At 55.5% G+C, this 13,523-nt stretch carries 13 protein-coding genes; 2 read left to right on the forward strand and 11 right to left on the reverse strand.

Features of this window, described 5'->3' with window-relative positions:
- Positions 1–6: 6 nt before the first annotated feature.
- Genes nadR through serB form a run of 3 tightly spaced genes read right to left on the reverse strand, consistent with a single transcriptional unit; the run spans position 7 to position 3,675 of the window.
- Complete coding sequence (nadR, locus tag BTJ39_RS11370) at positions 7–1,245, reverse strand: multifunctional transcriptional regulator/nicotinamide-nucleotide adenylyltransferase/ribosylnicotinamide kinase NadR (RefSeq protein WP_078002811.1); 1,239 nt, start codon at positions 1,243–1,245, stop codon at positions 7–9.
- A gap of 58 nt (positions 1,246–1,303) precedes the next feature.
- Positions 1,304–2,686, reverse strand: coding sequence for a DNA repair protein RadA (gene radA, locus BTJ39_RS11375; protein ID WP_078002812.1), 1,383 nt, complete (start codon positions 2,684–2,686; stop codon positions 1,304–1,306).
- Positions 2,687–2,697: 11 nt separating this feature from the next.
- Positions 2,698–3,675, reverse strand: a complete 978-nt coding sequence (gene serB / locus BTJ39_RS11380) for a phosphoserine phosphatase (protein WP_078002813.1) — start codon at positions 3,673–3,675, stop codon at positions 2,698–2,700.
- 112 nt (positions 3,676–3,787) lie between these two features.
- Here serB and BTJ39_RS11385 point away from each other — a divergent pair, with 112 nt between their 5' ends.
- Both BTJ39_RS11385 and BTJ39_RS11390 read left to right on the forward strand, forming a co-directional pair.
- Positions 3,788–4,474, forward strand: coding sequence for a YtjB family periplasmic protein (locus BTJ39_RS11385; RefSeq protein WP_078002814.1), 687 nt, complete (start codon positions 3,788–3,790; stop codon positions 4,472–4,474).
- Between the two features lie 98 nt (positions 4,475–4,572).
- Positions 4,573–5,727: a cobalamin-independent methionine synthase II family protein gene (locus tag BTJ39_RS11390; protein WP_078002815.1), complete on the forward strand. Its 1,155-nt coding sequence runs from the start codon at positions 4,573–4,575 to the stop codon at positions 5,725–5,727.
- 200 nt (positions 5,728–5,927) lie between these two features.
- On the opposite strand, the gene deoD is transcribed toward BTJ39_RS11390, so the two are convergent.
- From deoD to osmY, 8 genes are all read right to left on the reverse strand, one after another.
- Positions 5,928–6,647: a purine-nucleoside phosphorylase gene (gene deoD / locus BTJ39_RS11395; protein ID WP_078002816.1), complete on the reverse strand. Its 720-nt coding sequence runs from the start codon at positions 6,645–6,647 to the stop codon at positions 5,928–5,930.
- A 53-nt stretch (positions 6,648–6,700) separates the two neighbouring features.
- Positions 6,701–7,924 carry a phosphopentomutase gene (deoB, locus tag BTJ39_RS11400; RefSeq protein WP_078002817.1) on the reverse strand — a complete coding sequence of 408 codons (1,224 nt, stop codon included), beginning with the start codon at positions 7,922–7,924 and terminating at the stop codon, positions 6,701–6,703.
- A gap of 62 nt (positions 7,925–7,986) precedes the next feature.
- The gene (gene deoA, locus BTJ39_RS11405) at positions 7,987–9,306 is read right to left on the reverse strand and encodes a thymidine phosphorylase (protein ID WP_078002818.1); all 1,320 of its coding nucleotides are present in this window, start codon (positions 9,304–9,306) and stop codon (positions 7,987–7,989) included.
- A gap of 57 nt (positions 9,307–9,363) precedes the next feature.
- Positions 9,364–10,143, reverse strand: a complete 780-nt coding sequence (gene deoC, locus BTJ39_RS11410) for a deoxyribose-phosphate aldolase (protein ID WP_078002819.1) — start codon at positions 10,141–10,143, stop codon at positions 9,364–9,366.
- A 270-nt stretch (positions 10,144–10,413) separates the two neighbouring features.
- Complete coding sequence (locus BTJ39_RS11415; RefSeq protein ID WP_078002820.1) at positions 10,414–11,193, reverse strand: TatD family hydrolase; 780 nt, start codon at positions 11,191–11,193, stop codon at positions 10,414–10,416.
- On the reverse strand, positions 11,190–12,242 hold the full coding sequence (locus tag BTJ39_RS11420) for a patatin-like phospholipase family protein (RefSeq protein WP_078002821.1): 1,053 nt from the start codon (positions 12,240–12,242) through the stop codon (positions 11,190–11,192). The genes BTJ39_RS11415 and BTJ39_RS11420 overlap by 4 nt, the downstream gene beginning before the upstream one ends.
- A 178-nt stretch (positions 12,243–12,420) precedes the next feature.
- On the reverse strand, positions 12,421–12,582 hold the full coding sequence (locus tag BTJ39_RS11425; protein WP_092876556.1) for a DUF1328 family protein: 162 nt from the start codon (positions 12,580–12,582) through the stop codon (positions 12,421–12,423).
- Positions 12,583–12,713: 131 nt separating this feature from the next.
- Positions 12,714–13,325, reverse strand: a complete 612-nt coding sequence (gene osmY / locus BTJ39_RS11430; protein WP_078002823.1) for a molecular chaperone OsmY — start codon at positions 13,323–13,325, stop codon at positions 12,714–12,716.
- Positions 13,326–13,523 lie beyond the last annotated feature (198 nt).

Consider the following 13,523-nt stretch of genomic DNA (forward strand, 5'->3'; position numbering starts at 1 on the left):
GAACCTTTACTGCCCTGTCGATTCACCCAGCATCTCCCGCACCAGCTCAATACAGCGCATAAAGCGCCGATCGTAGTCATCTTCGGTAACGTGCCTGTAGGCGATATGGTTTTCTTCCAGAAGCCTGACCAGCAGCGCCTGAAACTCTTTGCGGTCGACCGAACTCCCCAGGCTGCGTAAGCCGTCAGCAACCCAGGGCACGTTGTTTTCCACCAGAATCACTAAGTCAAAACGATACTCATCAATCAGTGCCTGCACAAAGGGGTGCTCGCGCCCTTCGTACTTCTTGCAGAACGCCTGAGTTGTCACGAAATCGGTATCGACAAAGGCCACCCTGTTGGCATATTTAACCGCAAAATCAATATATTGAGCCTGACCCAATGCAATCTTGTCATAATCTGAGTACTGCAAGGCCATCTCATCGCCACCGAGATGGGAAAACACGTAGTCGCGGCCGTACTCCCAAGCGCTGGTGGTATTAAAGATATTCGCCAGCTTGTTTACCAGCGTCGACTTGCCGCTCGATTCACCGCCCAGAATAGCAACGGTACGCACAAAGAACGGCTTCACCTCGGTGGGAATGTATTCCCAATAGCGGAAGGGACTGTGGCGGATCTGGGCGCCGCTGATATTCATAAAAGAACGCTGCGGGTCGATGACCACGGCGTCGATTCCCAGCCAGCGGCGAAACTGCGGCGCATCGCCCTCTTCGCTGGTATATACCCGATCAACGCTAATGCCTTTAACGGTCATAAAAGCGCTGATGCCTTCGCTCCAGACGTCCCAGCCGTGAGGATAAGGCTCCATCCCCTGCTCATTAAAGGAATGAATATGGATGTTTTTCTGATACTTAAAGGTCTGCAGCAGCCAGCGCAGGCGGTCGCTTATCGTCGGCTGCTGCGACATGGCGCTATTTTCGAACAGCTGTAAGTCGCGCGGCTCATCGTAGCCCATGATGATATGCAGCTCGTCAACCTGGCTGGCTGCACGCTGGATCAGGTAGATATGGCCGGTATGGAGCGGATAAAACTTACCAAACACTACGCCGACCGTTTTTTCGCGACGTGGAAACTCCAGGCCAAGAAAGCGGTGCAGCGCCTCCAGCTTTTGCGCGCTGGGACTTTTAATTTTCGCATTCAGCAGCTGGCTAAGATAGCCTTTGGTCATCCCGCTGGCTTCCGCTACCTGTTGCAGCGTATGGCCCTGCTGACGGATAGCCGTTTTCAGATAGTCAAACGATGACAAGTCGCGCCTCCTGCAAAATAAATGCCTTGCTGCTCAGTATGGCAGCACACCCCGAAACTTAGAAATCGTCAAGGATCGCCAGCGCATCCGTAAGCTTTTTAACCCCAAAAATCTGCATATTTTCCGGCGTTTTTTTCGGCACGTTAGCATGGGGAACGATCGCCCGGCGGAAACCGTGCTTTGCCGCTTCGGAAATGCGCTCCTGGCCGCTAGGCACCGGACGTATCTCTCCGGCCAGCCCCACCTCGCCGAACACCACCAGATCATGGGGCAGCGGGCGGTCGCGCAGGCTGGAGACCATTGACAGCAACAGCGCCAAATCGGCGCTGGTTTCACTCACCTTAACGCCGCCGACCACATTGACGAACACGTCCTGATCGGCCATTTGCAGACCGCCATGCCGGTGCAACACCGCCAGCAAAATAGCCAGCCGATTCTGCTCCAGCCCAACCGCAACCCGGCGCGGATTCGACATCATAGAATGATCCACTAGCGCCTGAATCTCCACCAGCAGCGGTCGGGTACCTTCCCAGACCACCATCACCGAACTCCCGGAGGTGACTTCGTCGCTGCGGCTAAGAAAAATGGCCGAGGGGTTACTCACCTCGCGCAGGCCCTGTTCGGTCATAGCGAATACGCCGAGTTCGTTTACCGCGCCAAAGCGGTTTTTGTGACTGCGCAGGGTCCGGAAACGTGAATCAGCGTCACCATCCAGCAGCACGGAGCAGTCGATGCAGTGCTCAAGCACTTTCGGCCCCGCCAGCGAACCGTCTTTGGTGACGTGTCCCACCATAACGATCGCCACGCCGCGGGTTTTGGCAAAGCGGGTCAGCCAGGCGGCGGTTTCACGCACCTGGGCTACGCTGCCCGGCGACGACTGAATGTCCGCCATGTGCATAACCTGGATCGAGTCAATCACCATCAGCCTGGGCTGTTCCTGCTCGGCGATCAGGCAGATCTGCTCGATGCTGGTTTCCGACAGCATATGCAGATTTTCCGTCGGCAGTCCCAGCCGGTGAGCGCGCATCGCAACCTGCTGCAGCGACTCTTCGCCGGTGACGTACAGGGTTTTCATTTGCGCGGCCAGCTTGCACAGCGTTTGCAGCAGCAGGGTACTTTTACCTGCACCGGGACTGCCGCCAATCAGGATGGCGCTGCCCGGCACCACACCGCCGCCCAGCACCCGATCAAATTCTTTAAAGCCGGTGGAAAAACGCGGCAGCTCTTCAAGGCTTATCTCAGAGAGTTTCTGCACGCGGCTGGTTCCGGCGCTGCCAGCATAGCCGCTCAGCCGATCGTTACGGCTGGCGGCCGGTGAAGCAGCCAGCCGTACTTCCGTAATGGTATTCCATGCCTGGCAGGCGCTACATTGCCCCTGCCAGCGTGGGTAATCTGCGCCGCATTCGTTACAAACAAACGCGCGTTTCGCCCCTTTCGCCAACGTAACCTCAGCTATTTTTCATCGGTGCTTAGCGTACAGCTCAGCATACACCAGACGCCCATCAGGTCTGCATGACGGATCGAAACCTCCGCCTTTTCATTTACTTTAGGCTTGGCGTGATAAGCAATCCCCAACGCCGCCTCCTTCATCATCAGCAGATCGTTAGCGCCGTCACCGATGGCGACAGTCTGCTCAGGCGGCACTTCAAACTGAGTAGCCAGCTTCAGCAGCGTCTCCGCTTTGTAGCGGGCATCAACGATTTCACCGGCGACCCTACCGGTCAGCTTACCATCTTTTATTTCCAGCTGATTAGCCACCGCCGCCGACAAATGCAGCCTGTCACGCAAATAATCGGCAAACCAGGTAAAGCCGCCGGAGGCAATCGCCACGTGCCAGCCATGATCGTGCAAGAACGCGACCAGCTCGGTTAAACCCGGCATCAACGGCAGCGTTTCGCGTACCTGCCGTAAAATATCGGCATCGGCGCCGGCCAGCGTCGCCACGCGCTCGCGCAGGCTGGCGGCAAAATCCAGCTCGCCGCGCATCGCGCGCTCGGTGACCTCAGCCACCTGTTCGCCGCAGCCGGCCAGGCGGGCGATTTCATCAATACATTCGATCTCGATCGCCGTTGAATCCATATCCATGACCAGCAGGCCGGGATTACGCAGCGTGGGGATTTTCCCCAGCGGCGTCACATCGAGCCTTTCCGCGTGAGCCAGCATGGTCGCGGCGGGCGTCAGGGTGCCAGCCAGGCGAATGACTTTATAATCCCCGATGCTCCAGGCGCTGACGATGACCATCGCGCTGCCCAGCTTGTGCTGAAATGCCGCCAGAGTCGCCTTATCCAGTTCTCGTCCGTATAGCAGCCAGCCCGAACGCCCGGCATGATAATCCAGCGGCATAACTTCATCGCCGCTCAGCGACAAAGGCAATCCAGGCCAGAGAGAGATATCGGCAGGCAGGTCGCGCCAGGTAAGACGATTCGGCATTACAGCTCCTGTAACAAAGAGGATATTTTAACCACGCAAGAGGCTACCCTGTCAGCGCCGCTTCTGGCAACATAAAGCGTCGAAAAGACAGTACAAAAAATGAAGGTCCGTCATGGCTAAAGCCAAACTAAAATTCCGCCTGCACCGTACGGTTATCGTACTGATCTGCCTCGCGCTGCTGGTGGCGCTGATGCAGGGGGCGTCGTGGTTCAGCCTTGGGCATCAGCGCGCTCAGTCGCAGCAGAGCGAGGAGCTGGCGCACACCCTGACCCGCCAGGTCGCCTGGAGTCTGACGCCCTTGATGGACAGCCCGGAGGATAACCAGGCGAAAATCGCGGAAATCCTCAGCGTATTAACCGATAATAGCCGCATTCTTGACGCCTCGGTGTATGACAGCGAGGGCAGCCTGGTGGCGCACAGCGGCCAGAGCATCAGCGTACGCGATCGGCTATCGCTGGACGGTAAACGCGCAGGCAGCTATTTCAATCATCAGATCGTTCAGCCGCTGGACAGCAAAGACGGACCGCGCGGCTTTTTGCGCCTGACCCTGGATACCCACGTACTGGCAACCGAATCACGCCAGGTGGACAACACCACCAATGTTCTGCGCTTAATGATGCTACTGGCGCTGGCACTCGGCATTATTCTCACCCGTTCGCTATTGCGTGACCGCCGCACCCGCTGGCAGCAGTCGCCTTTCCTGCTGACCGCCAGTACGCCCGTTGCCGAAGATGAGGTTGATGAAGAAAATTCACCATCAGACGACTCCGCCGCTAAAGATGAAAAAACATCAGGTTAGCTGCGTGCGGATTTGCGTGACTACCTTTAGCGCTTTCGTCACTATGCGGTAAACCTTTAATAATAAATAACACCGCATTTAACGCCGGAGTCTTTTTCATGTCCCAGGAAAACGCACGTATTCCCACCACCCATGTTGGCAGCCTGGCTCGCCCAACCAAATTGCTCGACCTGATGAAGGCCAATATTGAGGGCGCCGATAACCAGGCGCAGCTGGAAACCTGCATCGCCGAAGCGGTTGAGGAGTCAGTCGCACAGCAGGTGGCCGATGGTATCGATATCGTTACCGACGGCGAAATGTCAAAAGTGGGCTTTTTTGCCTACGTACGCGACCGCATGACCGGCTTTTCCCCGCGGCCAGGACAGAGGTACGCGGCGTTTGATGCCGAAGTTGAAGCTTTTCCGGAATATTATCAGCACTATTTTGGCGAAGCGATGCTGGGCGGCAATCTGGTGCCTTTCGTTCCGGTAGCCTGCACCGGACCGATTAGCTATTACGGCACCGATCAACTGCAGCGCGATCTTAATAATCTGCGCCAGGCGCTGAGCAAGGCGCAGGCTCAGAGCGCGTTCGTTCCCTCCGTGGCGCCGACCGGCGTCGGCACCAATGAATTTTACGCCAGCGAAGGCGACTATCTGCAGGCGGTTGCCGAAGCGCTGCGCGTTGAATATAAAGCCATTATTGACGCCGGATTCAGCCTGCAAATTGACGATCCTTTCCTGCCGGATCTGTTTGCCGATCGCCACTTAGACAGCAAGGCTATCCGCCACAAAGCCGCCGAATATGTCACTATCCTCAACCATGCGCTGCGCGGCCTGCCACAGGAAAAAATCCGCTACCATACCTGCTACAGCATTAACGAAGGTCCGCGCATTCATGACGTGCCGTTCGTTGAGTTTGTCAGCTATATGCTGGATATCAACGCCGCAGACTATTCATTTGAGGCCGGAAACGTCCGCCACGAGCATGAATATCACATCTGGGAGCAGCTGCAATTACCCGCAGGCAAACGTTTGATCCCCGGCGTTATTTGCCATGCCAGCAATACCGTTGAACACCCGGAGCTGATCGCCGAACGTCTGATCCGCTTTGCCGAACGCGTGGGCCGCGAAAATGTGCTGGCCGGTGCCGACTGCGGCTTCTCCTCGCAGGCAACCTATCGCCCGGAAGTTCATCCGACGGTGGTACGCGAAAAGTTCCGCGCCATGCGCGCCGGCGCCGATCTCGCCAGTAACAAGCTCTGGGGTCGCTAAAAGGGCGCTCTTTGTCAGCACGCAGCGCAAGCCCGCGTATCAGCGATGAAACCGCGAATGCAAGGCGCCAGTTATGGCAGGCCCGAACCTGCGTGAACGCAGCCTAAGCAGCAGTGAAGGAATAACGGCGAAAAACCAGCCTTAGTTAGCGCCAGCCTCAGAACGGAAGCGGGGCTGGCAGATGCCAGCCCCGAAGGGTATCAGGCTTCATCGCCCAACAGCACTGACTCCAGCGCAATTTTCACCATATCGTTGAACGTCGTCTGACGCTCAGCAGCCGAAGTCTGCTCGTGAGTACGGATATGGTCGGAGACAGTGCAAATAGCCAGCGCTTTCGCGCCGAACTCCGCCGCCACGCCGTAGATCCCGGCGGCTTCCATTTCAACGCCGAGAATGCCGTATTTTTCCATCACGTCGAACATTTCCGGGTCCGGGCTATAGAACAGGTCGGCGGAAAACAGGTTGCCGACCTTCGCCTCAACGCCCAGGTTTTTCGCCGCGTCAACCGCGCAGCGCACCATGTCAAAATCGGCAATGGCGGCAAAATCATGGTCTTTAAAACGCATACGGTTCACTTTGGAATCGGTGCTGGCACCCATACCGATTACCACATCGCGCAGTTTGATATCAGCGCGCACTGCGCCGCAGGAACCAATGCGGATGATTTTTTTCACGCCAAAATCGGTGATCAGCTCTTTGGTATAAATCGAGCAGGAAGGGATCCCCATTCCGTGGCCCATAACTGAAACAGCCCGACCTTTGTAGCTGCCGGTATAGCCCAGCATGCCACGTACATTGTTCACTTCACGCGGATTTTCCAGGAAAGTTTCCGCGATATGCTTGGCGCGCAGCGGATCCCCCGGCATTAAAACTACGTCGGCAAAATCGCCCATTTCAGCGTTAATATGTGGAGTTGCCATTTTTATTCCTTATTGCACTCGCCGGGTAGCCGCCCGGCGCGATAAATATCAAATTACAGAATAGATTTACCGTATTCCATATCAGATAAACCGAAGTACTTCGCCACCGTCTGGCCGATATCAGCAAAGGTATCACGGTAGCCGCGCGAACCCGGCTTAACCTCATGACCATAGATCAGTACCGGGATATGCTCGCGGGTATGATCGGTTCCCTGCCAGGTGGGATCGCAGCCGTGATCGGCGGTGAGGATCATAATATCGCCCGGTTTCATCTGCGCCATCAGCTCCGGCAAACGACGATCGAACAGCTCCAGGCCAGCGGCGTAGCCGGCAACATCGCGACGATGTCCCCAGGCCGAGTCGAAGTCAACGAAGTTAGTAAATACGATGCTGTTATCCGGCGCGATTTTCATCTCTTTAACCGTGGCATCAAACAGCGCATCAAGGCCGGTTGCCTTCACTTTCTTGCTGATGCCAACCTGCGCATAGATATCTGCGATTTTACCCACAGACACTACTTCTCCGCCCTGCTCGTCCACCAGCTTTTTCAGTATGGTCGGCGCCGGCGGCTCAACGGCCAGATCGTGACGGTTGCCGGTACGCTCAAACTCACCGGCTTTTTTACCGATAAACGGACGGGCGATGACGCGACCAATGTTATAACCGCCGTTAGTCAGCTCTTCACGGGCGATTTCGCACAGTTCATACAGGCGGTCGAGGCCAAAGGTCTCTTCATGACAGGCGATCTGGAAAACCGAATCGGCGGAGGTATAAAAAATCGGTTTCCCGGTTTTCATATGCTCTTCGCCGAGCTTATCGAGGATCACCGTTCCCGATGAATGGCAGTTGCCGAGGTAGCCCGGCAGATTGGCCTTTTTCACCAGGATATCCAGCAGCGCCTGCGGGAAGCTGTTTTCGGTGTCGCTGAAATACCCCCAGTCGAACAGAACGGGGACGCCGGCGATTTCCCAGTGGCCGGAAGGGGTATCCTTACCGGAAGAGAGCTCGCTGGCATAGGCGTAAGCGCCCGTAATTTCTGCGTTTTTATCTAATCCCGGCGGAAAGCGTCCGGTGGACTCTTCCGCAGCTTTGCCCAGCCCCAATGCCGTCAGATTTGGCAGATGGAGCGGCCCCTTGCGGCCTTTATCAGCTTCGCCTTTAAAGCAGGCTTCAGCAATATGCCCCAGGGTGTCAGACCCGGCGTCGCCGAATTTATCGGCATCTTTACTGGCACCAATTCCAAAGGAATCAAGCACCATAATAAACGCACGTTTCATACAAGCCTCCTGCGTGTATACGCGACAGGTAAAATTAAGCGATCAGATCAGTATGCCGTTTCTCAAACAATTCTGCGATAGATAAGTGGCGTTTTATCTGCGGGTTTGTCGCCAAGTGTGATCGCGCTCCGGACCGCCGCGGCGGCCTCCAGCCAGCGATCTTCACTGGCAGCATGAATAATGGCCAGCGGGCGTGTCGTATCGACCCGATCGCCGATTTGCACTACGTCGCTCAAGCCCACGCTGTAATCAATGGTATCGCTGGCGCGACGACGGCCGCCGCCCAGTGTGACCACCGCCATTCCCAGCGCACGGGTATCCATTGCGCTTACGTAGCCAGACTGCTGAGCGTAGACGGCTTTACTCATTACCGGCGCGGGCAGGTAGTCGTCCATCTTCTCCATAAAGTCATGCGGGCCGTTTTGCGCGGCGACCATCCGCCCAAAGGTTTCCGCTGCGCTGCCGTTATCCAGCACGCGCTGTAGCTGACGGCGAGCGTCGTCTTCATCCTGCGCCAGACCGCCAGAAATTAGCATTTCCGCGCACAGCGCCAGCGTCACTTCCAGCAGGCGCGGCTGGCGACGCGCGCCGGTCAGGAAGTCAACCGCCTCGCGAACCTCCAGCGCATTACCGGCGCTGGAAGCCAGAACCTGATTCATATCGGTTAGCAATGCGGTGGTGCGGCAGCCTGCGCCGTTAGCGACGCCGACGATGGCCTGCGCCAGCTGCAGCGAAAGCTCAAAGGTCGGCATAAAAGCGCCAGAGCCGACCTTAACGTCCATCACCAGCGCATCAAGCCCCTCAGCCAACTTTTTGGCAAGGATGGAAGCAGTAATCAGCGGTATCGAATCAACAGTCGCCGTAATGTCGCGCGTGGCATAAAAACGTTTATCTGCCGGCGCCAGCGCGCTGGTCTGGCCGATAATCGCAACGCCGGTGTGTTTGATAATCTGGCGGAAACGACTCTCATCGGGGAAGATATCAAAACCGGGAATCGACTCAAGCTTATCCAGGGTGCCGCCCGTATGTCCCAGCCCGCGCCCCGAAATCATCGGCACGTAGCCGCCGCATGCCGCCACCATCGGTCCAAGCATCAGTGAAGTGACATCGCCGACGCCGCCGGTGGAGTGCTTATCAACCACCGGACCATTCAGCGCCAGCGATTGCCAGTTAAGCACCGAACCTGAATCGCGCATCGCCATCGTCAGCGCCACGCGTTCCGGCAGCGACATATCATGAAAAAAGATCGTCATCGCCAGTGCGGCGATTTGCCCTTCGGAGATGGTATTGTCACGGATTCCGTTGATGAAAAAGCGAATTTCGTCCTCATTCAGCGCGTTGCCGTCGCGTTTTTTACGAATAATTTCCTGTGGAAGAAGCATGAGCGCCTCCGGTGATAGCATGCGGGGAAAATGCGCCCGCTCTGCGGGCGCAAAATATTAATACTGGCTGTCGCTGGCTGCGCTTTTGTAACCGGCAGCGTTGAGCAAACTGGTCAGCAGGCTGGAGGCGCCAAAGCGAAAATGACGCGCATCAGCCCAGTCAGCCCCAAGGATGTCATCGGCTAACTGCAGATAAATCGCCGCATCTTCAGCGCTGCGCACGCCGCCCGCAGGTTTAAAGCCGACCCGGCCTGCCACGCCTTTATCTTTGATAACGCGCATCATGATTTCGGCATATTGCGGCGTGGCATTGATCGCCACCTTGCCGGTCGAGGTTTTAATAAAATCAGCCCCGGCTTCAATGGCAATTTCTGAGGCTTCGCGGATCAGGGCTTCTTGCTTCAGCTCGCCGGTTTCAATAATGACTTTTAACAGCACGCCGGCCTCATCACAGACGGTTTTGCAGGACTTAACCAGCTCAAAACCGATATCGCGATTACCGGCCATCAGCGCGCGATAGGGAAACACCACGTCAACCTCGTCGGCGCCGTAAGCGATAGCGGCCCGGGTTTCCGCCAGCGCGATTTGCACATCATCGTTGCCATGGGGAAAATTGGTCACCGTGGCAATACGCACGTCCGGTGTTCCCTGTTCACGCAGCATTTTGCGCGCAATAGGAATAAAACGCGGGTAGATGCATATTGCCGCCGTGTTGCCCGCCGGCGACTTTGCCTGCTTACAGAGGGCGATTACTTTTTCATCGGTATCGTCATCATTCAGGGTAGTTAAATCCATTAGCTTCAACGCCCGGATGGCAGTTGCGGTGATATCGGTCATCTCAGTACTCCGGTTAACAGAACGGAACCATAATCGTTAAATTCAATGTTATTATTATAACATCATCATTGGGATGATTGTATGATCCTGGTTGGCTTATTAAGATGAAAAACAGCAAACACCGCAACAATAAAGCGACTCAAGTCACAAATCAAGCTCAGCAGGTGCCAGAACCTTACCGCCCATGGCGATGTTATAATATTAACATTCAAAGTAAGGAATTCATTTCAGCATGAGGCGGGTGGCGATTTCTCAGGACGGCATCAGGCTTCAGATTGCAAAAAGCGCGCGGGTATTGGCGCGGATGGTATCGGCAATCACCTGTGGCGACTCGCTGCGTAGTTCACAGAGTACGCGCCAGACTTCAGCGAGGCGCTCAGGCCGGTTAGGCTGCCCCTGATAGCCCTGTAGCGGCATATCCGGCGCGTCGGTTTCCAGCAGCAGCGCCGAAAGCGGCAGCCGGGCGATGGTCTGTCGGGTTTTGCTGGCGCGCGGCCAGGTAATGGTGCCGCCAACGCCAATTTTATAACCAAGCGCAACAAAAGCGTCGGCCTGTGCCAGGCTGCCGGCGAAGCCGTGAATCACGCCACAGCGCGCCGGCGCTATACGCCGCAAATGCTGGGCCAGCTTATCGTGCGCGCGGCGGGAATGCAGAATGACCGGTAAATCGTAGTCCCGCGCCAGCCGCAGCTGCGCATCCAGCAGTGCCAGCTGGCGTTCAAACTGCGGCTGTTCGATATATAAATCGAGCCCGATTTCGCCAATAGCGACCAGTTTGGCGGGACGCTGCTGCAAAATGTCCGCCAGCGCCGCCAGATCCTCTTCCTGATGATGACTGGCGATGAAAACAGGGTGCATCCCCAGGGCAGCATAAAGTGATGGCCACTGCTGCGCCAGCCTGAGCACGCCGCCAAAGCGCGCAGCGTCGGTTGCCGGCACAATGATTTTTTCTACCCCAACGGCGGCGGCTTTTTGCAAGCTCGCCGCTTCATTGCCGCTGAAGGGAGGAAAATCAAAATGGCAGTGGGTATCGACAAATGTCGCGCTCATGCCAACGAGTCCTCATCATAATCGGCGTCGTTTCCCGCCGCCGGGTCGGCAGGCAGGCTCTGCAAGCCGACGGTGTTAGCCACCGGCGCGGGCGGCGTCACCGTCTGCCGCCGTCCGGAGATATCGCCACCTTCCAGCCAGCGACCAATGGTCGAGAGAAAATAGCGCCCGCAGCGCCGCCCCAGATGATAGTCCTGATTAAGCGACGCTACGCGGCTGCCGAGCGCCATACTCAGCAACGGCTGCGGCGGATAGATTTCGATAATACGCAGCCCGTCCGGGGGGTTATCGATATATTGCTGAATCTCGCGATAGCTGGCCTCGTGAACCTGCAGCAGGTTTACCAACGGCTGTAAGGCGCTTTCGCTTAACCAGCGCTCCACGCGCTTTATCCATTGCGGAGTATAAACCACCTGCGAGGGAACGGTGCGGATAACCACAATTGTTTGCGCGCCCAGCCGCGCCGCTTCCCGTACCGGTATCGCATCGGTAATGCCGCCATCCAGATAGCTGACGCCCTCCAGCATCACGCCGGGACGATAAAAGCCGGGTATCGCGCTGGAAGCGCGGATGATATCCAGCCAGTTTTCCGGGGTCGGTTTAAAGTAAAAGGGGCGATAATCGTCGCTGCGGCAAGCACACATATAAAAACGTCTGCCGCTGTCAAAACGCGTACCGGCGATATTCATCGCCAGCGGCAGTTCGGCTTTGGTCGTATCTACCAGCCAGTCAAGGTCAATAAGATGACCACCGCGTACAAAACGCAGTGGATTAAAAAATTGTTTGCTGGTGGTATAGCGAGTAATCACCCGCCGGGCATAGCCTGGCTGGTCACAGACGAACGCTGAAAGATTTTGCGCGCCGGCAGAAGTGCCCAGATAGAGTTCGAATGGATCAAACCGCGCCCGCTGAAACTCATCCAGTACGCCTGCAGTGAAAATTCCGCGCTGCCCGCCACCTTCACAAACCAGCGCCAGTTTACCCGGGCGGAAAGGTTGCAGCATCAGCGGCTCGATGTTACCTAACGTGACGGGAATATGTTTACCCACATCCTTGGCTCCGTACAAAAAACAGCCGAAGGATAACAGAAAAGCGATGCGCTACGCTGTACCAAAAAAGCGCTTTGCCCAATACGAAAAGGCATCCCCTTGGGGATGCCTTTTTTAGGTCCGATCTGATAAGACCGGAGCGCTATCATGACCTGAGGAATCAGAACAACATTCCGATTTATAACCGTTTGCGGCCAGTAAACAGGCTGACAAGAAAAATAATAATCGCAACAACGAAAACTATTTTCGCTGCCATCGCTGCAGTCCCGGCCAGACCTCCGAAGCCAAGGGCGGCAGCAATAATAGCAATAATCAGAAAAATAATACCCCAACGTAACATAAGCCTCTCCTTAACCATGGTGATAATCGAATTGCTTTCTGTCCTTCATCAGCGCGAGATAGCCACTGATTATCTGTCTTCTGGATTTTCTTCAGGCCGACAGTACTGTATTGTCCGACCCCAATATCTTACTACTTAACAGTAAGATCGTTTTTTACGCTCTTGACGCCTTCAATGGCTTTGGCGATTCCTTCAGCGCGCTGAGACTGCGCCTGATTATCGACCGTACCGGAGAGCTGCACGACGGCGTTAGTCGTACTCACTTTTACTTTCCGTGACGGTACAATATCGTCAGCTAAAAGCTTAGCCTTTATTTCACTGGTCGTTGCGGCATCGCCCGCATAACTTTTTACCGTTTGTTTACCGCTGTCTTTAACGTGTAGTTTGTCGCTGACGGACTTAACACCCGCAACGTTCTTAGCCACTGCCACGGCTTTTTCAGCCTGCTCCTGCGCAGCGACAAAGCCATCCAGCGTCACCACCCCCTTATGGGTTTTCACCGAAATATCGGTACTTTTGATTTCACTGTCGTTAACTAAAGCCGCTTTAACTTTAGCTGTAATACCGCTGTCGTCCATGTAACCATCGACTTTTTTCATTGAACTGTCGATTTTCGCTCCGGCAGAGCTGGCGGTCGTTTTCGCTTTGCCCGTAAGCGTATCGTCTGCATATGCCGCACTACTTAGCAAAGCAGAGCCAACCATTATTGCCATCAGGTTTTTTGCAATTTTAATTTTATTCATCGCTCTCTTCCTTCTTACTTAATCCGCCCACAATGTGAGACTGCATGCCACAAACGGCGTGGCTGCCAAGGAACGCGAAGGCATTGATACCGAATTAATTTGCCTCCTGCGTTAATAAATATAGTGCTTTTGTGGAATATCACCTGCCTGAATGGCAGATTTGCGTATAAAAGCGGCAAAAAGCAGATTTTTTAGGAG

This window comes from Izhakiella australiensis (genome assembly GCF_002006995.1).
Classification (GTDB): domain Bacteria; phylum Pseudomonadota; class Gammaproteobacteria; order Enterobacterales; family Enterobacteriaceae; genus Izhakiella; species Izhakiella australiensis.

Bases quoted from the DNA above. Each gene is read 5' to 3' on its own strand.
- deoA (WP_078002818.1), bottom strand. From the start codon at position 9,306: ATGCTTCTTCCACAGGAAATTATTCGTAAAAAACGCGACGGCAACGCG.
- deoC (WP_078002819.1), bottom strand. From the start codon at position 10,143: ATGACCGATATCACCGCAACTGCCATCCGGGCGTTGAAGCTAATGGAT.
- BTJ39_RS11385 (WP_078002814.1), top strand. From the start codon at position 3,788: ATGGCTAAAGCCAAACTAAAATTCCGCCTGCACCGTACGGTTATCGTA.
- deoD (WP_078002816.1), bottom strand. From the start codon at position 6,647: ATGGCAACTCCACATATTAACGCTGAAATGGGCGATTTTGCCGACGTA.
- serB (WP_078002813.1), bottom strand. From the start codon at position 3,675: ATGCCGAATCGTCTTACCTGGCGCGACCTGCCTGCCGATATCTCTCTC.
- BTJ39_RS11390 (WP_078002815.1), top strand. From the start codon at position 4,573: ATGTCCCAGGAAAACGCACGTATTCCCACCACCCATGTTGGCAGCCTG.
- BTJ39_RS11425 (WP_092876556.1), bottom strand. From the start codon at position 12,582: ATGTTACGTTGGGGTATTATTTTTCTGATTATTGCTATTATTGCTGCC.
- BTJ39_RS11415 (WP_078002820.1), bottom strand. From the start codon at position 11,193: ATGAGCGCGACATTTGTCGATACCCACTGCCATTTTGATTTTCCTCCC.
- deoB (WP_078002817.1), bottom strand. From the start codon at position 7,924: ATGAAACGTGCGTTTATTATGGTGCTTGATTCCTTTGGAATTGGTGCC.
- osmY (WP_078002823.1), bottom strand. From the start codon at position 13,325: ATGAATAAAATTAAAATTGCAAAAAACCTGATGGCAATAATGGTTGGC.